The 25782-nt window shown below is 67.3% G+C and carries 26 protein-coding genes; 15 read left to right on the top strand and 11 right to left on the bottom strand.

All coding sequences use genetic code 11. The features are described from left to right. Window positions 1-3: 3 nt before the first annotated feature. The 4 genes from ACI1US_RS05695 to ACI1US_RS05680 form a co-directional block, all read right to left on the bottom strand. Window positions 4-1551 (bottom strand): leucyl aminopeptidase family protein, encoded by a 1548-nt coding sequence (locus ACI1US_RS05695; protein WP_461638871.1) that lies wholly within the window; start codon window positions 1549-1551, stop codon window positions 4-6. Window positions 1552-1584: 33 nt separating this feature from the next. Continuing rightward, complete coding sequence (locus ACI1US_RS05690; protein WP_461638869.1) at window positions 1585-3045, bottom strand: ABC transporter permease; 1461 nt, start codon at window positions 3043-3045, stop codon at window positions 1585-1587. Then, window positions 3042-3815 carry an ABC transporter ATP-binding protein gene (locus ACI1US_RS05685; protein WP_461638867.1) on the bottom strand — a complete coding sequence of 258 codons (774 nt, stop codon included), beginning with the start codon at window positions 3813-3815 and terminating at the stop codon, window positions 3042-3044. Before ACI1US_RS05685 ends, ACI1US_RS05690 begins: the two co-directional genes overlap by 4 nt. 255 nt (window positions 3816-4070) lie before the next feature. Next, window positions 4071-5579 (bottom strand): MDR family MFS transporter, encoded by a 1509-nt coding sequence (locus ACI1US_RS05680; protein WP_461638865.1) that lies wholly within the window; start codon window positions 5577-5579, stop codon window positions 4071-4073. 88 nt (window positions 5580-5667) lie between these two features. Between ACI1US_RS05680 and ACI1US_RS05675 the strand changes: the two genes are divergently transcribed. From ACI1US_RS05675 to ACI1US_RS05665, 3 genes are all read left to right on the top strand, one after another. Further along, on the top strand, window positions 5668-6303 hold the full coding sequence (locus ACI1US_RS05675; RefSeq protein ID WP_461638863.1) for a TetR family transcriptional regulator: 636 nt from the start codon (window positions 5668-5670) through the stop codon (window positions 6301-6303). 301 nt (window positions 6304-6604) lie between these two features. Then, the gene (locus tag ACI1US_RS05670; protein ID WP_461638861.1) at window positions 6605-7666 is read left to right on the top strand and encodes an LLM class flavin-dependent oxidoreductase; all 1062 of its coding nucleotides are present in this window, start codon (window positions 6605-6607) and stop codon (window positions 7664-7666) included. Between the two features lie 210 nt (window positions 7667-7876). After that, on the top strand, window positions 7877-8443 hold the full coding sequence (locus ACI1US_RS05665) for a hypothetical protein (protein ID WP_461638859.1): 567 nt from the start codon (window positions 7877-7879) through the stop codon (window positions 8441-8443). 36 nt (window positions 8444-8479) lie between these two features. On the opposite strand, the gene ACI1US_RS05660 is transcribed toward ACI1US_RS05665, so the two are convergent. After that, window positions 8480-8845, bottom strand: coding sequence for a hypothetical protein (locus ACI1US_RS05660; RefSeq protein ID WP_461638857.1), 366 nt, complete (start codon window positions 8843-8845; stop codon window positions 8480-8482). Between the two features lie 109 nt (window positions 8846-8954). Between ACI1US_RS05660 and ACI1US_RS05655 the strand changes: the two genes are divergently transcribed. Further along, window positions 8955-9239 (top strand): putative quinol monooxygenase, encoded by a 285-nt coding sequence (locus ACI1US_RS05655; RefSeq protein ID WP_461638855.1) that lies wholly within the window; start codon window positions 8955-8957, stop codon window positions 9237-9239. Window positions 9240-9412: 173 nt separating this feature from the next. Beyond that, window positions 9413-10099: a hypothetical protein gene (locus tag ACI1US_RS05650; RefSeq protein ID WP_461638853.1), complete on the top strand. Its 687-nt coding sequence runs from the start codon at window positions 9413-9415 to the stop codon at window positions 10097-10099. Here ACI1US_RS05650 and ACI1US_RS05645 read toward each other — a convergent pair. Beyond that, window positions 10096-10530, bottom strand: a complete 435-nt coding sequence (locus ACI1US_RS05645; RefSeq protein WP_461638851.1) for a hypothetical protein — start codon at window positions 10528-10530, stop codon at window positions 10096-10098. The genes ACI1US_RS05650 and ACI1US_RS05645 overlap by 4 nt on opposite strands. Window positions 10531-10616: 86 nt before the next feature. On the opposite strand from ACI1US_RS05645, the gene ACI1US_RS05640 reads away from it, so the two are divergent. Together ACI1US_RS05640 and ACI1US_RS05635 are read left to right on the top strand one after the other, a co-directional pair. Continuing rightward, the gene (locus ACI1US_RS05640; RefSeq protein ID WP_461638849.1) at window positions 10617-11408 is read left to right on the top strand and encodes an alpha/beta fold hydrolase; all 792 of its coding nucleotides are present in this window, start codon (window positions 10617-10619) and stop codon (window positions 11406-11408) included. Between the two features lie 167 nt (window positions 11409-11575). After that, complete coding sequence (locus ACI1US_RS05635) at window positions 11576-12277, top strand: hypothetical protein (protein ID WP_461638847.1); 702 nt, start codon at window positions 11576-11578, stop codon at window positions 12275-12277. 73 nt (window positions 12278-12350) lie between these two features. On the opposite strand, the gene ACI1US_RS05630 is transcribed toward ACI1US_RS05635, so the two are convergent. Further along, window positions 12351-13055 (bottom strand): DUF3027 domain-containing protein, encoded by a 705-nt coding sequence (locus ACI1US_RS05630; protein ID WP_461638845.1) that lies wholly within the window; start codon window positions 13053-13055, stop codon window positions 12351-12353. Next, a complete protein-coding gene (locus ACI1US_RS05625) occupies window positions 13048-13425 on the bottom strand; it encodes a cold-shock protein (RefSeq protein ID WP_461638843.1) in 378 nt (125 codons plus the stop codon). Before ACI1US_RS05625 ends, ACI1US_RS05630 begins: the two co-directional genes overlap by 8 nt. Window positions 13426-13599: 174 nt before the next feature. Between ACI1US_RS05625 and ACI1US_RS05620 the strand changes: the two genes are divergently transcribed. The 6 genes from ACI1US_RS05620 to ACI1US_RS05595 all read left to right on the top strand — a co-directional run bounded on the left by ACI1US_RS05620 (window position 13600) and on the right by ACI1US_RS05595 (window position 21741). After that, window positions 13600-13866, top strand: coding sequence for a hypothetical protein (locus tag ACI1US_RS05620; protein ID WP_461638841.1), 267 nt, complete (start codon window positions 13600-13602; stop codon window positions 13864-13866). A gap of 13 nt (window positions 13867-13879) precedes the next feature. Then, entirely contained in the window at window positions 13880-15685 is a 1806-nt protein-coding gene (locus ACI1US_RS05615; RefSeq protein WP_461638839.1) for a helicase-associated domain-containing protein, read from the top strand. A 79-nt stretch (window positions 15686-15764) separates the two neighbouring features. Beyond that, on the top strand, window positions 15765-17558 hold the full coding sequence (locus ACI1US_RS05610; RefSeq protein ID WP_461638837.1) for a sunset domain-containing protein: 1794 nt from the start codon (window positions 15765-15767) through the stop codon (window positions 17556-17558). Window positions 17559-17677: 119 nt separating this feature from the next. Beyond that, window positions 17678-19327, top strand: coding sequence for a DNA repair helicase XPB (locus ACI1US_RS05605; protein WP_416549855.1), 1650 nt, complete (start codon window positions 17678-17680; stop codon window positions 19325-19327). A gap of 93 nt (window positions 19328-19420) precedes the next feature. Further along, window positions 19421-20122: a response regulator transcription factor gene (locus tag ACI1US_RS05600; RefSeq protein WP_416549856.1), complete on the top strand. Its 702-nt coding sequence runs from the start codon at window positions 19421-19423 to the stop codon at window positions 20120-20122. Continuing rightward, window positions 20122-21741: a sensor histidine kinase gene (locus ACI1US_RS05595; RefSeq protein WP_416549857.1), complete on the top strand. Its 1620-nt coding sequence runs from the start codon at window positions 20122-20124 to the stop codon at window positions 21739-21741. Before ACI1US_RS05600 ends, ACI1US_RS05595 begins: the two co-directional genes overlap by 1 nt. A gap of 328 nt (window positions 21742-22069) precedes the next feature. Here ACI1US_RS05595 and ACI1US_RS05590 read toward each other — a convergent pair whose 3' ends face one another. The 3 genes from ACI1US_RS05590 to galU form a co-directional block, all read right to left on the bottom strand. Then, window positions 22070-23137, bottom strand: coding sequence for a hypothetical protein (locus ACI1US_RS05590; protein WP_461638834.1), 1068 nt, complete (start codon window positions 23135-23137; stop codon window positions 22070-22072). A 139-nt stretch (window positions 23138-23276) separates the two neighbouring features. Next, window positions 23277-23900 (bottom strand): GNAT family N-acetyltransferase, encoded by a 624-nt coding sequence (locus ACI1US_RS05585; RefSeq protein ID WP_461638832.1) that lies wholly within the window; start codon window positions 23898-23900, stop codon window positions 23277-23279. A 25-nt stretch (window positions 23901-23925) separates the two neighbouring features. Further along, window positions 23926-24831: a UTP--glucose-1-phosphate uridylyltransferase GalU gene (gene galU, locus ACI1US_RS05580; protein WP_461638830.1), complete on the bottom strand. Its 906-nt coding sequence runs from the start codon at window positions 24829-24831 to the stop codon at window positions 23926-23928. A gap of 67 nt (window positions 24832-24898) precedes the next feature. Here galU and ACI1US_RS05575 point away from each other — a divergent pair, with 67 nt between their 5' ends. Both ACI1US_RS05575 and ACI1US_RS05570 read left to right on the top strand, forming a co-directional pair. Continuing rightward, on the top strand, window positions 24899-25483 hold the full coding sequence (locus ACI1US_RS05575) for a 5-formyltetrahydrofolate cyclo-ligase (RefSeq protein ID WP_461638828.1): 585 nt from the start codon (window positions 24899-24901) through the stop codon (window positions 25481-25483). 11 nt (window positions 25484-25494) lie between these two features. Next, window positions 25495-25719 (top strand): FmdB family zinc ribbon protein, encoded by a 225-nt coding sequence (locus ACI1US_RS05570; protein ID WP_461638826.1) that lies wholly within the window; start codon window positions 25495-25497, stop codon window positions 25717-25719. The last annotated feature ends 63 nt before the right edge of the window (window positions 25720-25782 follow it).

Here is a 25782-nt window from a genome sequence, read left to right as displayed (position 1 = left end):
GCGTTACTTGATCACGCTCGACTGCGGCGCATCGGTTGCGACCGGAGCGGTGAAGGCCGCCGCGAACTCCGACAGCAGGCGTGCACCGAAGCCGGTGGATCCTGCGGTGCGCCAGAGATCGTCGCGCTCACTCTCCATCGTCGCCGCGATGTCGAGGTGGCCCCACGGCACATCGCCAACGAACTCGTTGAGGAACAGCGCTGCGAGAATCGCGCCGCCGAACGGGCCGCCGATGTTCGACAGGTCAGCGACGTTCGACTTCAGCTGGTCGCGGTAGCGATGATCCAGCGGGAGCGGCCAGATGCGCTCATCGGTGAGGTCTGCTGCGGCAGCGAGCTGCTCGGCGACCTGGTCGTTGTTCGCAAGCGTCGCCGCGGTGCTCAGGCCGAGCGCCGCCATCGCGTTACCGGTGAGGGTCGCGATATCGACGATTGCGTCGGGGCGACGCTCCTCCTCGGTTGCGAGGACGAGGCCGTCGGCGAGGACCAGGCGGCCCTCAGCGTCGGAGTTCTTCACCTCTGCGGTCTTGCCACCGCGGAAGGTGAGCACGTCGCCGATCTTCGTTGCGGTGCCCGAGAGCATGTTGTCGGTGCACATGAGCCAGCCGGTGACGACGCTCTCGACACCGAGCTCGCGCAGCGACAGCATCGACGCGAAGACCGCGCCTGCGCCCATCATGTCGAGCTTCATGCTGCCCATCGAGTTCGCGGGCTTCAGGCTGATGCCGCCCGAGTCGAACATGATGCCCTTGCCCACGAGAGCGAGGTGCGGTGTTGCGTCGGTCGCGCCAGCGGGGGTGTACCGGAGCTTGATCATGCGGGGCTCTTCAACGCTGCCCGCGTTCACGCCGAGGAGTCCCCCGGTGCCGAGCTCGATGAGCGCGTCGCGGTCGAACACCTCAACCTCGAGGCCGTAGTCGGGGCCGAGCTTCTCAGCGATCTCAGCGAACTTCTCTGCGCTGAGGTGGCGCGGCGGGGTGTTGCCGAGGTCACGCGAGATGGCGGCGGTGCGTGCGAGCACGAGGCCGCGATCCACACCCTCCTGCGCGGCTGCGGCGTCTGCCGAAGCAAGCAGCAGCTGCTCGAGAGCGACGTGCTTCGACTCGCCCTTGAACGACTCGAAACGGTAGCGCGCGAGCACAGCGCCCTCGGCTGCGGCGAGCGCGGCGTCGCGCTCCGAAAGCCCGGACGAGGTGATCTCGCCGAGGTCGAGCGCAAGCTTTGCTGCGTCGCTCGCTGCGCGGGTGAAGCTGGCGACGGCGTCGCGCACGTTGGCGACGGTCTTCAGGCCCTCGCCGGTGCCGACGAGCACGCAGAGCGTCTCACCGGGGAGGCGGAGGGTCTGGCCGGCCTTGCCGGTGAAGCCCGCGGCGGCAAGTGCCTCGCGGGTGATGCCAGCGAGGTGATCGCATGCTGGCAGATCCCCCTCGGCGGCGATAAAGCACGCACGGACGGGGGCTGCGGCGACATCGGCAGCGGAGCCGATGACGACGTCAGTCGTCTGTGCGAGCGAGGGGACAGGATCAAAGGATGGGTCAATCACTACACTCATGGCCCCAGCCTACCCCCGCCCCCTCTCTGCCGATCAGTCGATTGCGAGCGCGGTCACAGGCGACACCCGTACCGCGCGCCGCGCGGGCGCGGCCGCAGCAATCATCGCGAGCAGGATCCCGAACACGACCACTCCCGCGACCAATACCCACGGGATGCTCGGTGCCGTGAAACCGACCTGGGAGCCGAGCAGCGACTGCGCGGCAATCCAGCCGTAGAACACGCCGAGCACGAGCCCGAAGCCGAGGGCGGCGAGCGTCATCTGGGCGCTCTCGGCGAGCACCATGCGCCGCACCTGCGAGCCGGTGAAGCCGAGCGCGCGCAGCAGCCCGAGTTCGCGGGTGCGCTGCAGCACACTGAGCGAGAGCGTGTTCACCATGCCGACGGCCGCGATCACCGCGGAGAAGCCGACGAGCCCGGTGAAAATCGCGGTCGTGATGTTCAGGGTCTCGGTGAGGATCGCTTCCATCGCCGGATCATTGTCGAAGGCCGCGAGCGTCATGGTGCGGTAGCTCTCCATCGCGACCGCGAACATCGTGACGAGGGTGACGCCGATGACGAGGCCGATCGTGGACCTGGCGCTCCGCTCGGGGAAGCGCACCGCGTTCGCGGCGGCGAGGGATCCCGTCGGCCCGCGGTCGATGAGCTTGCCGGTGAGGCGGAGCACGGGCGGCATGATGACGTGCGCGCCGACCGCGATTCCGGTGAACGAGAACAGGCCTCCGAAGAAGCTCACGAGCAGTGCAAGCGGGCTCACGATGCTCATGAACAGCCCGAGCGCGATGAGTGCGGCACCGATCCCGAGCAGGATCCACGCCCACACCGTGCGGGCGGTGCGGCCGCGGGCATCCTCGGCGCGCAACTCAACTGCGGCGCCCGTTGCGGCGATCGGTGAGACCGCTGCGACGCGGCGCGAGCCGGCCCACGCGGCGGCCCAGGTGGTGATCGCGACGATCACGACGGCGACGATCGCGAGCGGGTCGAAGAGGGGGTACTCGCGGCCCGCGGGCAGCCAGCCCCAGTCGGGCCCAAACGCGGTAATGACGAAGACCAGGCCCTCGGCGAGCGCGAAGCCGATCACTGCGCCGATGGTGCCCATGAGCAGGCCCTCAGCGGCGACGCGGGAGCGGATCCTCGCCGACGTGGATCCCACGAGCCGGTACAGCGCGATCGTGCGGGTGCGCCCGGCGATGATCGTCGCGAAGGTGTTCGCGGTGACGATTGCGCCGACGTACAGCGCGATCACGATGAACACGAACGACACGATGAGCAGCATCATGCGGAACGTGCCCGAGCCTTCAACGAGGTCGGCGTCGAGGGCGGCGGTGAGTACCCCGGTGACGAGGATGAGGGTCACCGCGAAGAGCGTACTCAGGGCGGAGACGACGACGGTGGCCGCGTGTTCGCGCAGGCCAGAGCCCGGAGCCGCCCCACGCGCGGGGCGGCGGGGCGCGGGAGTGCTGGGTGCAGCGTATGCGGGGGCTGAGGCGCTCATGCTGCGTTCGCCTCCATGTTCAGCATCGTCTTGGAGATCTCCTCGGCGGTCATCGCCGGGCGGTCTGCGACCACTTTGCCGTCTGCGAGGAACAGGATCCGGTCGGCGTAGCTTGCCGCGATCGGGTCGTGCGTGACCATCACGATGCTCTGGCCGGAGTTCGTCACAGCCGAGCGCAGCAGCTTGAGCACCTCGCGGCCCGTGCGCGAGTCGAGCGCGCCGGTCGGCTCGTCGGCGAAGATGACGTCGGGGTTCGTGGCGAGGGCGCGCGCGATGGCGACGCGCTGCTGCTGCCCGCCCGAGAGCTCGTGGGGGCGGTGGTCGAGGCGCTCCGCGAGACCGAGCTGGCCGAGCAGCGCGTCGATCCACGCCATCTCTTGCAGGCTCGGCTTCTTGCCGTCGAGCTGGAAGGGCAGCATGATGTTGCCGCGCACGTCAAGCGTCGGCACGAGGTTGAAGGCCTGGAAGATGAAGCCGATCCTGCGTCTGCGCAGCTTCGTGAGCTCGGTGTCGCCGAGGCGCGTGATCTCGTCGCCGCCGAGCCAGACGCGGCCCTCGCTCGCGGTGTCGAGGCCGGCCATGACGTGCATGAGGGTCGACTTGCCGGAGCCGGACGGGCCCATGATCGCGGTGAACTGGCCGCGCCCGACCCCGATCGAAATGTCGTGGAGCGCGACGACGCGGTGCGCCCCGCTGCCGTAGTACTTCCCAAGGTTCGCGACGCCCACGACTGCCTCGGCCTGACCTGTTGATGCTGGTTGCGTGTTCATACTTCGAAGTTACGGGCGGGGCGGGCGGGGCGGATCGGCCCGCGGTGCCGCCCGGGTGGTACCCCGGTACCGCCTCGCTGCGCGGCCCGGCCTGGCCCGGCCTAGCCCTTCACGCTCTCGCTCTCCGACGAACCCGTCCCAACACCCCCGATTAATCCTGTCCGACTCTTGCACAGCCCGAACAAAGCTCGGGAAGGATTAATCGGGGGTGTGAGGAGGTCGAGATCCGGCCCGCGACCGGCACCGCCCGCAAACCTACTCGGCAGCCGCCGCAGCAGGCGCCACAGCCGCCCCAGGTCCCGCAGGTACCGCAGGCGCCACCGGGCGCCCCTTCGGCACCAGGAAGGCGAGCACAATCACGATGACCGAGCTGATCGCCGCGAGCACAAACGCCCCGTGAATGCCCTGCGTGGTCGCCGCGATCTCACCGAGCCCGGCCCTCGCACCAGCCGCCGTTCCGACCGACATGATCGTGACAAACACGGCCGTCCCTGCGGCCCCCGCGAGTTGCTGCACGGTCGAGAAGATCGCCGATCCGTGGCTGTACAGGTGCGGCTCGAGCGAGCTCAGCGAACCGGTCATGAGCGGGGTCATGAGCAGGGCGAGCCCGAAGTACAGCACAATCATCGCGACAACAATGACCCACATCGGCGTCGTCAGCCCGAGCTGCGTGAGAATCACGAGGCCACCGGCGACGATGAATGCGCCGGGGATCACGAGCGGGCGCGCCCCCACCCGGTCGAACAGAATGCCAATCACGGGTGCCGTCACGCAGATGACGAGGCCACCCGGCAGCACCGCGAGCCCGGTGGTGAGCGGCGACAGGCCGAGCACGTTCTGCATGTAGATGGGCAGCAGGATGAGGGATCCAAACATCGACAGCATCGCGACCACGATGAGGGCGACGCCGACCCAGAACGGGCGCTCACGGAACGGCCGCAGGTCGAGGAACGCGTTGCCGCGGCGCTGCAGCACGAGCTGCCGCCAGATGAAGAGCCCAAGGCCGGCGATTCCCACGAGGATCGGCACGAGCGGCGGGATCACCGCGTCGGCTACCGCGGCCTCACCGATGCTGCCGAGCCCGTAAATGAGGCCGCCGAAGGCGACGACCGAGAGCAGCGCAGAGACCACATCGAACTTCACGTCGCGACCGCGTGTGCCGGGACCGATGAGCAGCGTGCCGACGATGAGCACGAGGATCGCGATCGGCAGCACGACGAGGAACACGGAGCGCCAGCCAAGAGCGGTAATGAGCAGCCCGGACACGGTGGGTCCGAGCGCGGGGGCCGCCGACATGACGATCGCGATGAGCCCCATCATGCGGCCGCGCCTGCCCTCGGGCACGCGGGTGAGGATCGTCGTCGTGAGCAGCGGCATAATCACCGCGGTTCCGGCTGCCTGCGCGACGCGCGCCGCGACGAGCACGGCGAGGGTCGGCGCGAACGCCGCGGCGGCCGTGCCGACCGCAAACACGCTCAGCGCCGTCACGAAGATCGCGCGCGGCGTGAAGCGTTCAAGCAGGAACCCGGACATCGGGATGAGTACCGCCATGACGAGCATGTAGACCGTCGTGAGCCACTGGCCGGCAGCGGCGGTGATCCCGAACTCGGCCATGAGCGGCGGGAGCGCGACCCCCATCACGGTCTCGTTGAGCACCATCACGAAGGCTCCCGCGAGCAGGATCCAGATGAGGGCGGTGCCGCGCCCCAGGGTCGCGGGCGGGACGGGCGGGCTCGGCTGCGCGTCTGGGGTACTTGGGTTCACAATGCCTCCGTGGGTGAATTCGAATCATAATGACAGTCACTGTCACGAATGGCAGCTTATGCCAAGACGACGCTGCTAACCTGTGAACATGTCAGCGCCAACGCTTCGAGAGGTCACCCGGCAGGCCGCGCGCGAGCGCATCAGCGCCGTCGCCATCGAGCTGTTCGCGGAGCGCGGGTACGACGCCACGACGGTCGAGGAGATCGCGGCGGCGGCCGGCATCTCCGAGCGCACGTTCTTCAGGTACTTCGCGACGAAGGACGAGGCGTTCTTCTCACGGGCATCCGCCGACACCCAGACGCTCATCGACCACGTGCTCGCGCGCCCGCTCGGCGAGGCCCCGTGGGTCGCGCTGCAGTCAGCGGTGGATCGAACCTTGCAAGAGCTCGACCTCACAGAGAGCAACAACGTCTCGCAAACGCACCGCGCCATCATCGCCCGCTCCCCCGACCTGCTCGCACACCAGTTCACCCGCCTCGCAGACTCACTCGACGCGATTAGCGAGGCGCTTTGGGAGCGCTGGGCGGCCGCGGCTGGCAGCGCTGCGGAGGATCCTCACGCACGGATCCTCATCCGCACGCTCGCGAGCAGCATGCTCAGCGCACTCAACGAGGTGATGTCACTCGCGGAGGATCGCACTCCCGAGGCGCGCCGCGAGCTCGTTCGCGAGACCCTGGACGCGCTCCGCCCGGGGCGCGCGGACCTCGGCGGGGTGTCGGCCTAAGCCTGCGCCGGAGCGGCGGAGCGGCGGAGCGGCGCTGCGGTGCTGCGGCGCTGCGACACCCCATTTGTCCCGCTCCGCCCACTCCTGGTCAATTCGAGTCACGTCGCCCGCATTTTCACGCGCACAATGGCGCAAAGTGACCAGGAGTGGTAGCGGCACGGCGCGGATCGCGGATCTGGCCCGGTGATCCACCACTGTTCCGCCAGACTCAGCGCCGCGACACCGCCGCTCCGCCACTCCGCCACTCCGCACCAAACTGCATGCGCGGGAATGTAATTTGCGGCAGCTTGTTACAGCCAACATGAGATCATTCGGATTCCTATCGTTCGGCCACTACGGCCCCGTGCCCGGCTCGCGCGTGCGCACCGCCGGCGACATGCTCAAGCAGACGATCGAGCTCGCCGAGGGCGCAGACGAAATCGGCGTGAACGGCGCCTACGTGCGCGTGCACCACTTCGCGCGCCAGGCCGCCTCGCCGATCCCGCTGCTCACCGCGATGGCCGCCCGTACCAAGCGGATCGAGGTCGGGACCGGCGTGATCGACATGCGCTACGAAAACCCGCTCTACCTCGCCGAGGAAGCGGCGGCGCTTGACTACATCGCAGACGGCAGAGTCGCGCTCGGCGTGAGCCGGGGATCCCCCGAAACCGCGCTCCGCGGCTACGAAGCGTTCGGGTACACGGGTTCGCAGGATCCCCGCGGAGCCGACATCGCGCGCGACAAGTTTGACCTCTTCATGCGCGCGGTCGAGGGCGAGACCCTCGTCGAGGCCGATCCGAAGATGTCCCCTCCCGGCCGCCTCGCGATCGAACCGCAGTCCCCCGGGCTGCGCGACCGCATCTGGTGGGGCGCGGGCGGCATGGACTCGGCCGAGCAGACCGGGCGCATGGGCCTCAACCTCATGAGTTCGACACTGCTCACCGAGGCGACGGGCGAACCACTCGACGTGCTGCAGCGCAAGCAGATCGACACGTTCCGCAACGCGTACCGCGAGGCGGGCCACACCGGCAAGCCGCGCGTCTCCGTGAGCCGCAGCGTGTTCCCAATCGTCACCGAACAAGACGAACTTTACTTCGGGTTGCGTGGCGGCGGGCCGCGCTCGGAGGCACAGGATCAGATCGGCGTCATCGACGGTATCCGCTCCACCTTCGGCAAGACCTACGCTGACACCCCCGACCGGCTCATCGAGCAACTCCTTGCTGACGAGGCGGTAATGGCGGCTGACACACTCATGTTGACCATCCCAAATCAGTTGGGCCCCGAGTACAACCTGCACATCCTCGAGTCGTTCGCGAAGCACGTCGCGCCGGCGCTCGGCTGGAAGCCGAACACGGAGGGGCCTGCGGAGGGCGACGCGGTATAGCTCTTCCAACAGCGCCGAAAGGACATGTGCTCGGTGAGGTCAGGGGATTTCAGCTACCCAGCAGCCCTGACCTCGCTGAGCGCATATCTTATGAGCGATCTTGAGGTGTGCGGCTTCTCCGCTTGGGGGTGGAGCGGAGTGAGCAGGACGAAGGCCAGAGGAAGTCCCGCCCCTACCGCAGCGCGCAGCCCGCGGATACGCTGTCTCAGTATGATCTTCGATCGCAGACTCTCACCCGACGAAAGCTCGACGGTGCTTGCAGAGCTGCAGGCACTTCGAGCCGTCGACCGCTTCCACGCCCGTGCCCTCTTGCAAGCTCGCGACGAGATCGAGCAGTGGCACATAGAGGTGGATTACGCTGCGGAAACCTGGTTCGCGGCCAACGGGCTGGGCGAAACCGATGAGTTTCGGGGCGGAACCAGGCGCTTCCGTGGCGAAGCGCTCACCTACCCGACAACAGTTTCGGATTCACTGCCTTCCGCTGTCGTGCCGGCCTTCCCGGAGCGGCTGAGCTGGTGGGGCGGCCACAGCCACGGGTATCGCCCCATCATGATTGAGCGCATCGGCAAGAGGTCCATGCTGCTGACATTCGAACACGGCACAGACGCTTCAATGCGCTGCACTATGGTCGTAGATAGGGAAACCGGCATAGTTACCCGCGTTATGCACTTCGATTCGCCGTACGTCATGCTGCTCGATATCGAGCCGGGCAAATCCGTCGAGCGGAGGGTTCCGCAGTCGTTCCCCGAGCCAGAAGTGGTGTATCCGGATTACTAGGCGGTCCGCACACAAGGCACCGCAAGGGCGAGCAGCCTACCGGCGGTTCGACGCCTCCCTGACCATGCGGCAGGCGTCTTCAACATCAGCGACCGAGAGGTAGAGCCTGTCGAACGGCTTGCCGCCATCGATATCGACCATGAGCACCGACCCCTTCCCCGAGAAGTTCCAGTAGTGCCGTTCGCCCGAGGGGTGAAACGTGCCAACGAGCTTCCCGAACCCGTCGAGCCCCGGGCCACGCCATCCCATCGGCACGTAGTGCGGACGGTGCTCGATCTCAACTCCAGAAATGGCAGACAGCAGCACGGTGATCCGCCGCCGGAACCCCCAGATCTTGTCCAAGCCGCGCGGGGTCACCACGAGCGCATCGTCTTCGATACTGACGGTGTTGCGGTCTGACACGGCGGCTCCTTCGCGGGGGGCTTTCGGCGGCCCCGGAGACCATCGTGTCAGCACGCAGCGAGCATGTGCAAGCCCAGCTGGCTCACCGGGTTCGGGCTAGGCTGCAGCCATGAGTGAGGTGCGGCTGACGGGTGTTTTGCGGTGCGAAGACTCCGAGGAGTCGAGCCTGGTGGCGAAGTATCTGCCCGCCCACGTGGAGCTCACGCGAGCCGAGCCCGGCTGCATCTCGTTCGAGGTCACCCGCACGGATGACCCGCTGATCTGGGCAGTCGCGGAGCGCTTCTCCGACGCGGCCGCGTTCCGGCTGCACCAGTCGCGCGCCTCGGCAAGCGAGTGGGGCCAGCAGACCACCGGGATCGCGCGCGCCTACACGATCTCGGGCCTCACGGACTAACACCACAAGCTGCGCAGCAAGAGCCGCTCGATTCTCGGGTTCGTTCAGGCCGAAGCCGTTCGACAAGGGGCCCTCAGTCCCGAAGCCCCAAATATCCGTCCAAGCTTGTACAGAAACCGGCAAGCCCGGCGAAACCCCTCGATAACTCCGCCGAACTTTCGTAGCCTGCGACTATGAACGTGACACACACCCTGCGAACCCATCTGGACAACAACCGCGCCAGCGTCTCAGTGGCCGCGTACGAGGCGAGCAGGACGCTGCCGTCTCGCCAGGGCGCAAGCTGGGGAATTTGGGGAGAAAGGACCGGAGATCTCTCCGTATTCTCTGACAGCGCCGAGGCGGCACCACGCCTGCGCCGCGACGTAGTGCTCATCGGCGCGAACTTCGGGCTCGGGGGCGACGTTGGGGAGTTCAAGGCCTTCCAGAACTTCCACGCCTCCTCGAGCGGCGGCGACACGAAGCTGCGACGCGGACTCACCGGAACCGTGCTCGAGGGCGCGTTTCTCACCGACATCGTGAAGGACTATCCCACGAAGTACGCGAACAAGCTCGCCGCGGAGATCAAGGCCGGTCACCTCGACACTACAAAGCATGTAGCGGAGGGCTTCGCTGCCGAGCAGGAAGCGTTGAGCCTCGGGCCCGACACCCTCTACATTCCCATGGGGGTCAGGACGCGTGAGCTCTGGGATCTCCTGGTAGCGCGCGGCGTACTCCCGGCGAATCAGCGGGTGTTCCACCGCGAATACGGCAACGGTCCACTATTCAAGGGGAAGCCTGTGCGAAACCTCACCCACTACGCTGCGGCAGTGAACATGGTCGATGCCGTCGCGGCGCTCCTCGATCAGGAGTCGCTGCACTAATATCCTTCGTCGTCCCCGTACCAGGGCTCAACCAGATCCCGTGGCGTCACGGCCGCGCACACGACGCCGTAGAGGATCGCGCACATCGTGAGAAACATCGCGAGTCCCACTTCTGGGTCCTCCCCCGCGCCGATCGCCTGCGTGAGCTGCCAGGAGCTCAGCAGCAGAGTGACGAGGACCGCGGCAAGAGCACCGAGCGCGCCCCGCTGCCAGCGGCGGTTCGCCTTCCAATTGTCGCGGGTGCCGAGCACCCCGATCCACGCGCACAGCAGCGCTGCGGCGAGGGCGAGCGCCGAGAGGATCCACCCCGCGTCGCTGCGCAGCAGCTCCCCGTCTTGCGAGAAGAACACGGCGAGGTCGCTCGACCAGACGGCGGGGCGCAGTAGCACGAACGCGCCTACGATGCCGAGGGGCAGGATCATGAGCACCAAGCTGACGCACTCCCTCAGCGTCAGACCGCGCAACCTCAACAGCTTCACACCACCGACTCTATAGGTCACCCTGATACCCTCGCTTCGTGATAGCAGACGTGCGCGGCGAGGGGATCCCCCTCATTGCGGTGCACGGCTTCGGCGTGGATCACCGCATCATGCTGCCGCTCGAGGGCTGGGTGCCAGAGCGCGGCTGGCGGCGCGTGTACCTCGACCTGCCGTGGGCGGAGGGCGCCGAAGACACCGGCGAGAAGACCTCGCGGGAGGTCGCAGACCGGGTGCTCGCCGAGGTGCGGCAAATAGCGGATGGCGGGCCCTTCGCGATCATCGGCAACTCATACGGTGCGATGGTCGCCAGGCACGTCGCGCACACTCTCGCGGAGCAGTGCGCGGGGCTTGCGACGCTCGCTGGCGCGTTCGAATTGGATCGCACCAAGCGCATCCTCCCGCCGCGCGAGGTCGTGCTGCGCGACGCGGCGGTGCTCGCACTCGCGGGCGACGCCCGGAACGAGTTCGAGGAGATGGCCGTGGTGCACACTGAGCAGGCGCTCCGCTACTTTGAGCGGTACGCGCTGCCCGGGATCCGCGGCGCAAGCCTCCGGGTGCTCGCGCGCTTGAACGCGTCGTACACCGACGCTTACGCGCCAGAGTTGGGTGCGACTGGGCCGTTCCGCGCTCCTGCGCTGCACGTGTTCGGCCGGCAGGATCACGTCGTTGGCTTCGCTGACGCTTTCCCGTTCACCGAGCACTACGTCCGAGGCACCTTCGCCGTGCTCGACCGGGCCGGCCACAACGTGCACCTTGAGCAGCCGGAGGCCGTCGGCGGGCTCGTGCGCGACTGGCTTGAGCGCGCACTTTCGGTTGTCTCAGCTGTGTGAGTCGGTCACGAAATGGCACGATTCGCGCGGCCACGAGAGAGGCAGTCGAAACCAAGTGCCTTGTCCAGTCTTGTGCCATTTCGCGTCATTCACCCCAAATTCTCGTAGAAAGCGCCTACGGTGGGGAACAATACGCCTGACACCCGTCGGGCGGTTGGGGTAGCGATATGACACTGACACGCGCGGGGGCGGGGCTGCAGCTAGCGGCACTCGCCGCGCTCCTCCTGGCGAGCCTCGCTGCCCTCGCCGGGTGCCACCCTGCAGAGCCAGGCACTCCCAAGCAGGTGGGGGTACCGCCAAAAACGATCACCGTTGAGCCGCCCGAAGAACCCGCGCCCCTCGCGCTTCCCGAGTGCGAGGCCATCAATCTTGCCGCTGAGGCAGAACAGCAGGCGTTCCTCGACTCGGTCGGTCCCGAGAACATCACGGGGAGCTACGGGGAGACCGACCGAGCGCTGTTCACCGAGTTCGCGAGCCCGGCGGCGCTCACCGCAGTCGAATCGGTCGTGCAGGAGCGCAACTGTAACTGGGTGATCTATCTCGACAGCGTGTACCTGTTCCAGTTCACTGCCGAACTACCGCAGTCAGCAATGGCACCGCTGTTCGCAGAGCTCCGCAACGAGGGCTTCACCGAAACGGAGCGCGGCGACGCACGCGTGTTCACAGTCGCGCTCGCCACGGGTGACATGCGCGGCATCATGGGTGTCACGCATGCCTTTATCGGCGATATTTGGATCACCCTCGTTGAGAACTCTGTCGGCGACTACGCGCAGTCAGCGCTCGAGTCCGTTGTCGCAGCGAACCCCGAGCTTGCGGACTCCCTCGGCGCGCTCCACGGTGAGCACCCAGCGGATCCTGACGCCGAATAGTCCCGACCCGGTCGCGCTGGCTACAGGCTGTCCCTAGGCGAGGGTCGGACGCGCGGTCGCCGCCTCAGTGAGACTAGTCGTCGTCCTCGTCGTCGTCGTCGTCAGAATCATCGTCGTCAGAGCCCTCCTCGAAGTCCTCGTCGAGGTCAACGCCATCAAGGTCGTCGTCGAAGTCCGCGTAATCGTTTTCGAGCGCATCTTCGTCTGCGTCATCGAAATCAGCGAGCTCTTCCGCCGCTTCTTCAGCGGCAGCCTGCTCTTCAGACGACTCCCTGCGCTGCCGCGACTGGGCGTCACGGTACTGCGCAAGCCGCTCGGACCAGGGCACCCACTCGGGGGCGAGCATCGATCCTTCGCCCGGCAGCATCTCAACCTCAAGCACGGTGACCGGCGATTCCTCGTCGACGCGCGCAATCGCCGCGGCCCACCGCCATCCCGGGTACCCGGGGAGCGTGCTCTCAAAGAACAGGGTGACGGTGCGCGAGTCGTGTACCTCGTGCCCGGCTGCGGCGCCGATGGTCGCGGGGTCGCCGATTTCGCCTAGGGCAGCGCGGGCCTGCGCTCGCGCCGCGTCAGAGAGCAGTACGGGATCAGGATCGACCGGCTCCGCCGGAGCCGGTTCGGCTGCGGCGAGCGCTGCGTCGTTGGCGTCCGCAGTTGCCGCGTCGTCGACGCCGCTCACCTGCGACTCCTCAGATGCAGTCGATACTGCGTCCTCAGAAGCGAGCTGCTCCGCGGGAGTGGTCTCAGCGGTCTCTTCCGCGCGCGACTCAGACATCGAAATCATCCGCTACGCGGCGCAGCATCTCGGCGACCTGGCGTGAAGCCTGACGCTCGGGGTACTGACCTGCCTTCAGCTTGCCGCCAACCGAGTCGAGAAACTTGACCAGATCTTCAATGATCACGGCCATCTCGTCGGCTGCCTTCCGGGTGCGCTTCGCCACCAGCGGGGTCTCAAGCACCCGAACCGAGAGCGCCTGCGGGCCCCGACGGCCCTCGCCCACGCTGTACTCGAGCCGACTTCCGGCCCGCACCTCAACGCCCTCGGGAATCACCGAAGCGTGCAGGTATACCTGCTGGCCGTCTTCACCCTGGATGAAGCCGAAGCCCTTGTCCTCGTCGTAGAACCTGACCTTGCCGTTCGGCATGTCTCGCCCTTTCCTTTCGCGGCATGCGCCGCCGCGGCGGCCTCACGGCCGAAAGCTTTCGAGTACGGCCGTCTAGCCGTACATGCTCTAGCAGTCTAGCTGTTCGGCTCTAGCAGACCCTGCGGAATCCCCGCAGGGAGTCACCGCACATCTGTAAGCGCTAAACTCTGTGGAATGAGCACCGAAGACATTAGTAGCCCGTCGCTCTTCGAGCGCATTCTCGCCTACGCCACGATCACGATCATCGTGGTGGCCCTCGGCTCGTTCTTCGCGACGCTCATCGTCGGCATGAATGATCGGCAGGCAGTCGCAGAGGGCCTCTGGCCTGTCGTCTACGGAATCTCAATGTTCGCTCTCCCCATCGGCTTTGTGCTGCTCATCGCACTCCTCGTCTTCGCGCAGCTGCGTCGCAGCCGCGACGCCCGCCGCGGGAAAAACTAGCGCGGCCCGCGCTATGAGTGGCACGCTCGCACTATCTTCACTCGTCGCATCGCTCGACCGGGCGGAGCTGTCCGAGCTGGTGCGTTCGCGCCGTATCGCGGCTCCCGCCTCTGTGAAGGATTCGCTGGATCTCGCAGCTGAGCTCTTAAAGCCCGAATCTCTCACGCAGGCGCTGACACTGCTCCCCCGGGAAGAACTGCTGCTGCTCGCGAGTGGGAACACCGGTTTGGCCCAGGGCACCGCCCAGGCACACGCTCGACTGCGGTCACTGGGGCTCCTGGGTACGAACGACGCGATCCTTCCCGAGGTGACCGAAGCGCTCACCGCGCTGCTGAGCAGTCGCGGCGTGAGCCTCGAAGAGTTTCACGAGTCCCCCGCTCCCGCCCCCGTGGTCGAGCCGGATCCCGCCGATACCTCCTCCTGGTTCGCCGCCGCGCTCACCATCACCGGCCAGGCTGCCTGGGTGCTGCGCGATATGGAGCGCTCCCCCGCGAAGCTCAACCGCAACGGCGACGTCGCCTCGGCGTGGCTCCGGAACGCCGAAGAGCGGCTCGCAATCGACGCGGCCGACGAGGTCGTTGAGCTGCTGCGCGCGGCAGACCTCGTGACCCCCGCAGAGAACTGGTGCGTCTCGCAGGGAGCTGAGTGGCTCGCCTCCGAGGGCGCGGAGCGCTGGGCCGAGCTCGCGCTCGCAGCGGTCTCGCTGATGCCGGTGCAGTTGCGGGAGCAGCTTGCCTCGGCAGCTCCCGGATCCTCCTTGGGCCCCGTCATCACTGACTTCCCTCGCCGCTACCCGCTCGCCACCGAACCGACCTTCACGAGCATCGAACGCGCTGCCGGGCTCTGGGAGCGCGTAGGTATCACCGTCTCAGGCCGTTTCAGCGAGGCTGGCATCACGGCTATCGAACACTCGCTCGCACCCGCCGGGTCGCCGCCCGCGGTCTTCCCCGACCTCGGCCTCCCCGAGCCCGCCACCGGCATCTACATTCAGCCTGACCTCTCGGTCGTCGTTCCCGGCCCACTCACCGCTCGCGACGAAGCTGCAATCTCCGCGATCGCGCTTCCCGAACAGCTCGGTGTCGCGTCGACCCTGCGGATCTCTGAGGCGACGCTCTCAGAGGCATTCCATCGTGGGATGCGCGGCGACGAGATCCGCAGCCTCATCGGGGGGCTCGCGCTCACGGGCATTCCGCAGCCCGTCGAGTACCTCATCACGACCCTCAGCGAGCGCGCGGGCAGCATTGTGGTCTCACCGTTTTTTGGGGAGCACGGTCGCGCAAAGATCGATTTCGCTCGGCCCGAGCTGCGTTCGACAGTGCTCGTTGACCGGAGGCTCGCGCACCTGCAACTGCAGGAGGCACCCGCAAGCGATCCAGCGACGCGCGACTCCCGACCACTCCTGTCGCGGCTGCGCGCGGACCACGTGCTCGCGGCGCTGCTCGACGCACGTTATCCGGCGCGCGGCGGTGGAGGGATCCTCACCCCCGCCGATACCCGCCAGCCGGAGCCGGAGGCACACACCCCGGAGTCCGCGCCCGCTTCGCCGGCGACGCGAGCTCTGGCCGCGTCAGAGGCGCTCATCGAGCGCGTGCTGGAGTCGGCGAGCGACGGCCCCACTGACATCAGCCGTCAGGTGACTCTCGCGATTCGGGATCGCACGCGACTCCAGGTCACGGTCGAAATACGCGGCGAGGTGCGCAGCTTTACGATTGTGCCGGTGTCACTCGCCGCCGGCCGAATGCGTGCGCTCGACGAGGCTGCCGGCGTTGAACGAACGCTCCCGCTCGACGCGATCACCGAGGTCGTGCAAATCGGCTGACGCGCCCTCGGCGAGCGCTGTCCCGGCTCCTCAGCAACGGCTACACTTGCAAAGTCTGCGTATAGCTTGAGGAGTTTCAATGCTGAAGTTTGCCGGGGTCGCTCTGACGAGTGCGCTCATCTTTGGTGGCGCGATCACGGTGCCGCCCGCGGCACCGCTCACAGTGCCCGCGGCCGAGCCCTCCTCCGCGGCCGCCAACATTCCCGCTGCCGCCGACGTTCCCGCTGCCGCCGACGCACCCGCGGATCCCGCGACACCGCCGGATCCAGCGACACCGACGGACCCCGCGACACCGACCGGCCCCGAAGGCCCTGCGGGTTCCGAAGATCCCGAGGTTCCTGATCTCATCGGCCCGCCGAGCGTTGCCCCGCAGATCGCGGGCGGATCCGCCACCGTCGGGATCAACGCGGACGCAACCTCCGGAACCTGGGAGCGCGACGACCTCACATTCTCCTACCAGTGGCGCATCAACGACGTCGATGTTCCCGCAGCGACGACGACGCGCTTCACCCCTCGCGGCGAGCACGCGGGCAAGGCCCTCAGCGTCGTCGTGACCGCGCGGTCGGAGGGCGGCACCGTATTCGCCGCAGCATCCGCGCCGGTCACCGTGCGCCCGGGCACGCTCACGCTCGGAGCCGTGAGTATCTCGGGGACCGTGAGCGTCGGAAAAGCGCTCGACGTAAAGCTCGCGATCCCTGCCCCCGCAGGCAGCGCCGTCACCTACCAGTGGCTGCGGGGCGGATCCGCCATCGCAGGAGCGACCTCGGCGCGCTACACGGCAACCTCCCTCGACCTCGGGAAGCCCCTCAGCGTCACCGTCAGGGCGACACTCAGCGGGTACACCCCTGCGGTACGCACCTCGGCGGCGACGAAAGCGGTCGCCGCTGGCGCGCTCGCCACCGCGAAGCCAAGCGTGACGGGCACAGTCGCCGTCGGCTCCACGCTCACCGGTAAGGCCGGCACGTGGGGGCCCAAGCCCGTGAGGCTGAGCTACCAGTGGCTCCGGGGCGGGGCGGCGATCCCGAAGGCGACCGGCTCAACCTACCGGCTCGTCGCGGCAGACGCGGGCAAGCGCATCTCGCTCCGGGTCACCGGGTCACTCGCGGGGTATACGACCTCCTCGCAGACCACACCGCAGACCGCCGCAGTGCTCCGCACACTCACAGGCGCTCCTGTACCGACAATCAGCGGCACCGTCGCCGTCGGCAAGAAGCTCTCGGTCAACGCCGGCACCTGGAAGCCGGCCCCGGTCGCGCTCTCGTACCAGTGGCTCCGCAACGGGACCGCGATCACGGGCGCAACGAAGTCGAGTTACACCCTCGCGGGAGCTGACGGCGGCGCGAAAATCACCGTGCGCGTCACCGGCAAGAAGTCGGGGTACCTGACGGTCTCCAAAACCTCCGCAGCGAAGAGCGTCCCGCGAGTACTCAAAACCGCGAAGCCCACGATCTCGGGGACGAAGCTCGTCGGCTCGCGCCTCACCGTGAACCGCGGCACCTGGACCGCGGGAACCAAGCTGTCGACGCAGTGGCTGCGCGGCGGCGCGGCAATCAAGGGAGCGACCGGCACGAGCTACACCCTCACGGGCAGCGACGTCAGCAAGACCATCTCCGTGCGCGTGAGCGGCACACAGGCCGGCTACACCTCAGCCTCACAGACCTCGGCGAACACCTCGAAGGTTGCGTACCCGTCGCGCACCAAGCCCTCGGGCTCCTCGTGGAACTGCCCCGCCTGGGCACCCATCAAGGGCAACGCGAGCTCGATGATTTACCACGTGAAGGGCGGCGCGTTCTACTCACGCACCAACCCCGAAGAGTGCTTCACGACCGAGGCCGCCGCCCGGAAGGCGGGCTATCGCGCGTCGCTGCGGTAATTCCGTCGCAGCGTTTGCCGGCGCAGTGTTTGCCGGCGCAGTGTCGTCCGACCACTTATCGAATCATTCGCTGCGGGCACACTGCCCGCGCGCAGCGACCCGGAGTAGAATGGCCTGTTATGACTCTCGGCCCCCTCATCGTTCAGAGCGATCACACGGTGCTTCTCGAAGTTGCGCACCCCGACGCTGAAGACGCGCGCCACGAGCTGGCGGTGTTCGCGGAGCTCGAGCGCGCGCCCGAGCACATCCACACGTACCGCGTCACGCGGCTCGGGCTATGGAATGCGCGGGCCGCCGGGCACACCGCCGAGGAGATCCTCGAGACGCTCAACAAGTACGCCAAGTTCCCGGTTCCCAGCGGCGTCGCCTCCGAGATCGGCGACACCATGCGCCGCTACGGCCGGCTCACGATCGAGCGCGACGAAGAGGGCCAGCTGCTGCTGCGCTCCGACGACGCGCCAACGCTGCGCGAAGTCTCGAGCGCGAAGAAAGTCGCGCCGCTACTCGGAACCAAGATCGACGACGTCACGATCATGGTCGAGCCGTGGGCGCGCGGCGAACTCAAGCAGCAGCTCGTGGCGCGCGGTTGGCCGGCCGAGGATCTCGCGGGGTACCGACCCGGCGAGCCGTACGACATCTCGCTCGACGAGAGCGGCTGGGAGCTGCGCGACTACCAGGCGAAGGCCGTCGAGGCGTTCCAGCGCGGCGGGTCGGGCGTCGTCGTGCTCCCCTGTGGCGCGGGCAAGACCCTCGTGGGTGCCGCGGCGATGGCCGCGGTCGGCGCGAAGACGCTCATTCTCGTGACGAACGCGGTCTCGGCACGCCAGTGGCGCGACGAGCTGCTGCGCCGCACGAACCTCACCGAAGACGAGATCGGCGAGTACTCCGGGCAGGTGAAGGAGGTCAAGCCGGTCACGATCGCGACCTACCAGATCCTCACGAGCCGTCGGAAGGGCGAGTACGCCCACCTGTCGCTGCTCGACGCGCAGGACTGGGGCGTCATCGTCTACGACGAGGTACACCTGCTCCCCGCCCCCGTCTTCAAGCTCACCGCCGACCTGCAGGCGCGCCGCCGCCTCGGCCTCACCGCGACGCTCGTGCGCGAGGACGGCCGCGAGGGCGACGTGTTCAGCCTCATCGGCCCGAAGCGCTACGACGCGGCGTGGAAGGACATCGAGGCGCAGGGCTTCATCGCCCCCGCGGAGTGCTTCGAGATCCGCATCGATCTCCCCGAGAGCGAGCGCCTCGAGTACGCGATCGCGGAGGATCAGGACCGCTACCGTATCGCGGCATCGACCGCGCAGAAGGAACGCATCGCGCGCGAGATCATCGACCGCCACCCCGGCGAGAGCATCCTCGTGATCGGGCAGTACATCGACCAGCTCGAGTCCATGGCCGAGGCGCTCGGCTGCCCGCTCATCACCGGTCAGACGCCCGTCGACGAGCGCGAGCAGCTGTTCAACGCGTTCCGTTCGGGCGAGGAGAAGATCCTCGTCGTCTCGAAGGTCGCGAACTTCTCAGTTGACCTGCCCGACGCATCGGTCGCGATCCAGATCTCCGGCTCCTTTGGGTCCCGACAGGAGGAGGCGCAGCGCCTCGGCCGACTGCTGCGGCCGAAGCAGAGCGACGTAAAGGCCTCGTTCTACACACTCATCGCACGCGATACGGTCGACCAGGACTTCGCGCAGAACCGGCAGCGCTTCCTCGCCGAGCAGGGCTACGCGTACACGATCCTCGACGCCGAAGACCTCGCGGGCGTGCGGAGCTAGTGCCGTAAGCCTGGCCGCAGCCGCCGCGCACCACCAACACGCGAAGAACCGAGCTTCCAGCAAGTTCATAGCAAACCATCAGAGACTGGCATTATGAACATTGAACGAAAAGGCCCCAGGATCCTCATCGTCGATGACGAGCCGAACATTCGCGAGCTGCTGAGCACGAGCCTGCGCTTTGCCGGTTTCGGTGTCCGCTCCGTCGGTAACGGCGCGCAGACAATCTCGGCGGTACTCGAGGAAGAGCCAGACCTCATCATCCTCGACGTCATGCTCCCCGACATGAACGGGTTCAGCGTGACGAAGCGGCTCCGCTCCGCCGGATACACCGCACCCATCATCTTCCTCACCGCGAAGGACGACACCGAGGACAAGGTTGAGGGTTTGAACGTCGGCGGCGACGACTACGTCACCAAGCCCTTCAGCCTCGACGAGATCATCGCCCGGATCAACGCGGTGCTGCGCCGCACCATCCAAGAAGACGAAGAGACGATGCTCGAGGTCGGGCCCATCAGCCTCGACCAGGACACCCACGAGGTCTCGGTCGCCGGAACCTCCGTCGAGCTCTCCCCCACCGAGTTCAAGCTGCTGCGCTACCTCATGCAGAACGCGAACCGCGTGCTGTCGAAGGCGCAGATCCTCGACCACGTGTGGGAGTACGATTTCAACGGCGACGCCGGCATCGTCGAGTCCTACATCTCGTACCTCCGTCGCAAGCTCGACCCGCTCACCGATGAGTCACTCATCCAGACGAAGCGCGGCTTTGGCTACATGCTGAAGGCAGACTCCATCTAGTGACTCAACTTCGCGACTTCGGGAGCCGCTGGGCGGACGTCTCACTCCGCACAAAGATCACCATTGTCACGGTGTTCATACTCTTCCTCGGCCTCATCGTCGCGGGGGTGGGCACTTTCTCGGTGCTCCGCCCCATCCTCATCAACCAGCAGAGCGCGGACCTCTCGCGCATCCGGAGCGATCCGTCAGAGGTCCTCGCGCCCGCCGCAGACAACTCGCAGCTCACCGAGGACGACGTAATCGCTGCGAACGGTCGCTACTACGTCGCGATTCTGGATCCGGCAGGGCAGGTACGCATCGACAACTCGCGCGACCGGCGCCCGTCGTCGCTGCCCGCGGCAGACAAGCTGGGGCTCACGCTCCAGAACGTGCTCGCCGGCGACCTCGACAGTGGCCCGCCCGTGAGCGTGGTGAGCCCCGACGGGACCCACTGGCGGTACGTGACGACCCTCATCCTCGTGAACGGCCAACCCAACGGCGTGCTGCTCATCGCGGACTCGACGACCACGATCAACCAGCTCGTCGCACAGTACGTCATCGTGTTTACCGGCTTCGGCATCGCCGTGATTCTCCTCGGGGCGGCGCTCACCAGGATCCTCATCACGACGACCCTGCTGCCGCTCGCCGAGGTCGAACAGACCGCGCTCGAAATCTCCCGCGGCGACTTCTCGAAACGCATCCTCGTCGCCAGCCCGCACACCGAGGTCGGTCACCTGGGCGACTCGCTCAACGTGATGCTCGACCGGCTCGACGGCTCCCTCGAGGAGCGCGAGCAGACCATCGACCGCATGCGCCGCTTCGTCGGCGACGCGAGTCATGAGCTGCGCACCCCGCTGGTCTCGGTGCGCGGCTACGCCGAGCTCTACCGGATGGGCGCGCTGCAGACGCCCGAGCAGGTCGGGCAGGCGATGGAGCGGATCGAGAAAGAAGCGATCCGCATGACCGCGCTCGTAGAGGATCTGCTCGCGCTCGCCCGCCTCGACGAGCGGCGGCCGCTGCAACTCGCGTCGCTGCCACTCAACCAGCTGGCGCGCGACGCCGCCCTCGATACCCGTGCCGGAGCGCAGGATCGCGAGATCACGGTCGTGGAGGATCCGCGCGACCCGCACGCCCTCGGCGACGACAACAAGATCCGCCAGCTCATCACGAACCTCATCGGCAACGCCAAGCAGCACACTCCCGAAGGCAGCCCCATCGAGATCGTCGTGAGCACCGTGCCGGGGCCCGAGCCCGTGCCGAGCGGTGAGGCTGTGCCCATGCCGCCCGCGACCGGCAACGGCAGGCGTACCGGGGCCATCGCGCTCCCGACGAACACTGCGCCCGTGCAGACGCCACCGCCCGCGATGACGCGCATCGAGATCGTGGATCACGGCGAGGGCGTTCCCGAACAGGTGCGCGACAAGATCTTCGGCCGCTTCTGGCGGGCCGACAGCTCACGTAACCGCGAGACCGGCGGCTCCGGCCTGGGCCTCGCCATCGTGAAGTCGATCGTGGAGGCGCACCGCGGCGACGTCTCGGTGCATGACACCCCGGGCGGTGGCGCGACGTTCCGCGTCGATCTGCCCGCGGCTCCCGCGCCGGAGCTGTCCTTCCCGCCGCCGGCCCTGCCCGGCGCGTAGCGCTCGGCCTCTGGGGGCGTAGCGCTGGCCCCTCGCGTCCTTACCACCCCGATTAATTCAGACCGACTGTTGCACGGCCCGAAAAGGGGTCGGAATGGATTACTCGGGGGCGTCAGGATGCGAGTGCGGCAGCATACTGCGAGGCTGCGGCTGGGCGAGGCTGACGTGGGCGCGGTGCGCCCGCGCCGATCGTTGCCGCGGGCACACCGCGACGCGCCAGCGCCAAGCCCGCACCAGCCAAGCCCGCGCCAGCACCGCACCCGCACCGAGCACCAGCGCCGAGCACTGACGCGAGCCCCTGCAGCGAAGAGGGGCCCGGTAACTCCTGCTAGCCCGCGTTGCGGCGGCGACGGAGCACCTGATCCAGGTCAGGCATCCCCTCGCTCGTGTCTCCGACGACGCCCAACTGGCTCATCTGCGAGCCCGGGCGGGCCGTGCGGGCGAGCTCCGCGGCCTCGGCCTTCGCGCGGGAAACGGCGGCTTCCGCGGCGCGCGTAGCCTCGGCGGCATTCGCAGCGGCGGCGCTCGCAGTGCCAGCACCAGCCGGCTCCTGGCGCGCTGTACTACTGTTCACTGCCCCGCCAGCCCCGCGCTGCTCGCGCGCGACCTGCTCGCGAACCTCGCGGAGCAGCATCGAATCTGGCTGGTTCTCACGCGGAGCGTAGGCGCGTGCCTCGCGCTGGCGTGCCATCGTGCGTGCGCGCTCGATGCGTTCGGCTGCCGCGCGCTGGGCTGCGGCATGCGCGGCTGCGGAGTCACGGGTCTCGCCCGTCGCACTCACCTCTTCGAACGCGGGAGTCTCGGCAACAGTCTGTGCAACGGCCTGCTCCGCCGGAATCGGCGCAAGCTTTGCGCGCCCGGGAGCCAGGATCACGAGCGACCCGAGCCCGACGGTGAATGCGAGGAGGGATCCGAGCAGCACGCCCGGCCCGATGCCTGCGATCAGCATGCCGAGGCCGACGAGCGAGCCGATGACGCCGAGCAGGCCGAGGAGCGCCGCAATTGAACGCACACGTCGCACAATCGGCCTCCGAAGCTTCGCCGCCCGGTTCATCGCTACCTGCTTTCTCTGCATTTGCTGCGCATGGATCTCTGCCCGCACTTGTTCGGCCCTGGCGCTCGCGAGTTCGGCCTCGCGCTCGGCCTCCTGCCGCTTCTGCGCGGTGCGGAGGAGACGCTCATGCGCGAGCGCCTCTCGCGCCGTCGCTTCAACGCGCACCTCTTGCGGTACCTCCGCGGTCTCCGCGAGCACCCGGAGGGTCCGCTGCAACCGAAGGGCATTTCGCTCGGCCGCGTTAAACTCGCGTCGCCGAAACCAGGCCGGAACGAGCACTGCACCCCAGAGGAGCGCGATGACGATGAACATCACCCCGCCGCCCAGACCTCCAGTACCCATGGGGCAACTGTAACCAGCGAGGTGCGGGGCGCGCCCGTCGGCGCGCCGCAAAGCACTGTGTTCTCAGGCCAAATTTCGCCGAAAGGCCCCGATCCAACGCCGAAAGCAAGTTGACGAAGCGAAGCGGCCGACGAGCGAGTTAGGCGGGCACGGTGCCCTGCGGCACGATCCGCTCCAGCACCGAGCCACGCACCTCCTCGCGCGTGATCGCGAAGCTGTCGTGATCGCGCCACGCGCCGTCGATGTGGATGTACCGCAGCCGTCGCCCTTCGTAGCGCATGCCGAGCTTCTCGACGATCCGTAGGGACGCAGCGTTTTCGGGCCTGATACAAATCTCGACCCGGTGCAGGCCGAGACCCACGAAGAGGTAATCGATCGCGAGGGCGACGGCGGTGGGCGTAATGTTCTTGCCCGCGTGCGCGGCGTCGATCCAATACCCGATGCTCGCCGACCAGAGCGCGCCCCGCGAGATATCTGACGCGCTGAGCTGCCCGACGACGACACCGTCATAGGTGACAACGAACGGCACCCCGCGGCCCTCAGCATGCTGCTTCCGCAGTCGCTTGATCGCAGGTCTCATCGAGATATCGCCCGGGCTCGCGCCTGGAACCCCTGGGTAGGTCGCTTCCCAGGGGCTCAGCCAGGCCCGGTTGTCGCGCAGCAACTGTTCAAGCCTGCGGGCATCGCGGCGGTGGATCAGCCTGATGCCGATCCTCCCCGCGCCCAGAGAGCTAGGCAGCTCTCCCCCGCTAGCGTTGAACACGTCGCTGCACGCTTCTGCTGTGTGGCTACTCGGCGCGGAGCTTGTCTGCGAAGCTCAAGACCCACTCGCGGATCTCGTCGCCGAGCTCAGCGTGATCGACCCCGAGCAAGACGTTCGCCTTGATCCAGTCTGCACGGTCACCCGTGTCGTAGCGGCGGCCCTTGAAGACGACGCCGTACACGGGTGCTTCGCCGTCGCCGGCCGCGAGCACGTTCAGTGCGTCGGTGAGCTGGTACTCGCCGCCGCGGCCCGGCTCAAGGTCGTCGATGATGTCGAAAATCTCGGGGCGCAGCACGTACCGGCCGATCACCGCGAGGTTTGACGGAGCCTCTTCGCGGCTGGGCTTCTCGACGAGCGCGGTGATCCGCACGACGTCTTCCTCTTCCGTCGCCTCCACTGCGGCGCAGCCGTAGAGGTGGATGGACTCCGCAGGAACCTCCATGAGCGCGACAACGGTCGCCTCGCGGGTGTTGTGGACCTCAACCATGCGGTCGAGCAGCGGGTCGCGGGAGTCGATGAGGTCGTCGCCGAGTAGGACTGCGAAGGATTCGTTGCCCACGTGCATGCGCGCGCGGCCAACGGCGTGGCCGAGTCCGAGCGGCTGCCCCTGGCGGAGGAAATGCACCTCCGCGAGTTCGCTCGCCTCGTGCACCTTTCCGAGCTTGTTGTTGTCGCCCTTGTTCTTGAGCGTGTACTCGAGCTCGGGAACACCGTCGAAGTGGTTGACGAGGTTGTCCTTGTTGCGGCCCGTGATGATGAGCACGTCGGTGAGGCCAGCGCTTGCGGCTTCTTCGACGACGTAGTGGATCGCGGGCTTGTCCACGATAGGCAGCATTTCCTTGGGCATCGCCTTCGTCGCGGGAAGGAAGCGGGTGCCAAGGCCTGCGGCCGGGATCACTGCTTTCACGACGTTTGGTCGGTTTTCTGTCATAGAGGCAAGCCTATCCCGGCGGGAGCTGGGTAGGCCGCATTGTGGCTGAATCTCGTAGGCTGGGGGCATGAAGGAGAAGCGGCAGGTCCGCGCCGCTGTGCGGGCAGGGCGGCTCGCAAGGGTGGCGATGGTTCCATCGCCGCTCCCCTCGCAGGCATTCACCGCGTCGCTTTCGCGACTCACCCGCGAACTCGGAGCGAGACGTGTCTCGGCCTTCGTCAGTGTCAACGGCGAGCCGGCAACCGCCGGCTATCTCGCGTGGGCGCTCGAGCACGGCGTCGAGGTACTGCTGCCCCGGGTGCTCGCCGACGGCGCGCTCGAGTGGGCAGTGCACCAGGAGGGCGCGTTCACTGCTGGAGCCTACGGGATCCCTGAGCCTACGGGCCCCGCGAGCCCGGTGGGCGCTGCGGACAACTGCGACCTCATGCTCATCCCCGCGGCGGCCGTTGATCGCGCGGGAACCCGGCTCGGCTGGGGCAAGGGCTTCTTTGATAGGGAACTCGCGCGGATCCCGACCACTGCGAGCACCCAGCGGCCCGCAGTCTTTGCCGTGGTGTTCGAGGATGAGGTCTTTGAGAAGCTCCCCGCGGAACCGCACGACGTGCCGGTACACGGAGCGGTCACTGAGGAAAGAATTCACCACTTCGGGTAGGCTCGTCCATTGTGCCTACTTATGCTTACCGCTGCGCCGACTGTGGGCACAGCTTTGACATTTACCAGTCGTTCTCAGATTCAACGCTGACCGAGTGCCCCGAATGCAAGGGCGATTTGCGGAAGGTCTTCGGATCCCTCGGCGTCACCTTCAACGGCTCGGGCTTCTACCGCACGGACTCGCGCGCGGACTCAGCTGGTTCTTCGGGCTCGTCGAGCTCCTCGAGCAGCGACTAGCGCCCACCCATACCTCCCCGATTAATCCTGTCTGAGCCTTACTGAGGCTTTGCAGGGCTCGGA

Origin of the sequence: Leucobacter sp. BZR 635 (genome assembly GCF_048061935.2) — a bacterium.
Classification (GTDB): domain Bacteria; phylum Actinomycetota; class Actinomycetes; order Actinomycetales; family Microbacteriaceae; genus Leucobacter.
The sequence above is the reverse complement of the archived record's forward strand: the minus strand, read 5'-3'. Positions and strand labels throughout refer to the sequence as shown.

Bases quoted from the DNA above. Each gene is read 5' to 3' on its own strand.
- ACI1US_RS05650 (WP_461638853.1), top strand. From the start codon at position 9,413: ATGAACGTGACACACACCCTGCGAACCCATCTGGACAACAACCGCGCC.
- ACI1US_RS05625 (WP_461638843.1), bottom strand. From the start codon at position 13,425: ATGCCGAACGGCAAGGTCAGGTTCTACGACGAGGACAAGGGCTTCGGC.
- ACI1US_RS05670 (WP_461638861.1), top strand. From the start codon at position 6,605: ATGAGATCATTCGGATTCCTATCGTTCGGCCACTACGGCCCCGTGCCC.
- ACI1US_RS05575 (WP_461638828.1), top strand. From the start codon at position 24,899: ATGAAGGAGAAGCGGCAGGTCCGCGCCGCTGTGCGGGCAGGGCGGCTC.
- ACI1US_RS05665 (WP_461638859.1), top strand. From the start codon at position 7,877: ATGATCTTCGATCGCAGACTCTCACCCGACGAAAGCTCGACGGTGCTT.
- ACI1US_RS05685 (WP_461638867.1), bottom strand. From the start codon at position 3,815: ATGAACACGCAACCAGCATCAACAGGTCAGGCCGAGGCAGTCGTGGGC.
- ACI1US_RS05615 (WP_461638839.1), top strand. From the start codon at position 13,880: ATGAGTGGCACGCTCGCACTATCTTCACTCGTCGCATCGCTCGACCGG.
- ACI1US_RS05690 (WP_461638869.1), bottom strand. From the start codon at position 3,045: ATGAGCGCCTCAGCCCCCGCATACGCTGCACCCAGCACTCCCGCGCCC.
- ACI1US_RS05600 (WP_416549856.1), top strand. From the start codon at position 19,421: ATGAACATTGAACGAAAAGGCCCCAGGATCCTCATCGTCGATGACGAG.
- ACI1US_RS05695 (WP_461638871.1), bottom strand. From the start codon at position 1,551: ATGAGTGTAGTGATTGACCCATCCTTTGATCCTGTCCCCTCGCTCGCA.
- ACI1US_RS05675 (WP_461638863.1), top strand. From the start codon at position 5,668: ATGTCAGCGCCAACGCTTCGAGAGGTCACCCGGCAGGCCGCGCGCGAG.
- ACI1US_RS05605 (WP_416549855.1), top strand. From the start codon at position 17,678: ATGACTCTCGGCCCCCTCATCGTTCAGAGCGATCACACGGTGCTTCTC.
- ACI1US_RS05610 (WP_461638837.1), top strand. From the start codon at position 15,765: ATGCTGAAGTTTGCCGGGGTCGCTCTGACGAGTGCGCTCATCTTTGGT.
- ACI1US_RS05630 (WP_461638845.1), bottom strand. From the start codon at position 13,055: ATGTCTGAGTCGCGCGCGGAAGAGACCGCTGAGACCACTCCCGCGGAG.
- ACI1US_RS05620 (WP_461638841.1), top strand. From the start codon at position 13,600: ATGAGCACCGAAGACATTAGTAGCCCGTCGCTCTTCGAGCGCATTCTC.
- galU (WP_461638830.1), bottom strand. From the start codon at position 24,831: ATGACAGAAAACCGACCAAACGTCGTGAAAGCAGTGATCCCGGCCGCA.
- ACI1US_RS05635 (WP_461638847.1), top strand. From the start codon at position 11,576: ATGACACTGACACGCGCGGGGGCGGGGCTGCAGCTAGCGGCACTCGCC.
- ACI1US_RS05655 (WP_461638855.1), top strand. From the start codon at position 8,955: ATGAGTGAGGTGCGGCTGACGGGTGTTTTGCGGTGCGAAGACTCCGAG.
- ACI1US_RS05590 (WP_461638834.1), bottom strand. From the start codon at position 23,137: ATGGGTACTGGAGGTCTGGGCGGCGGGGTGATGTTCATCGTCATCGCG.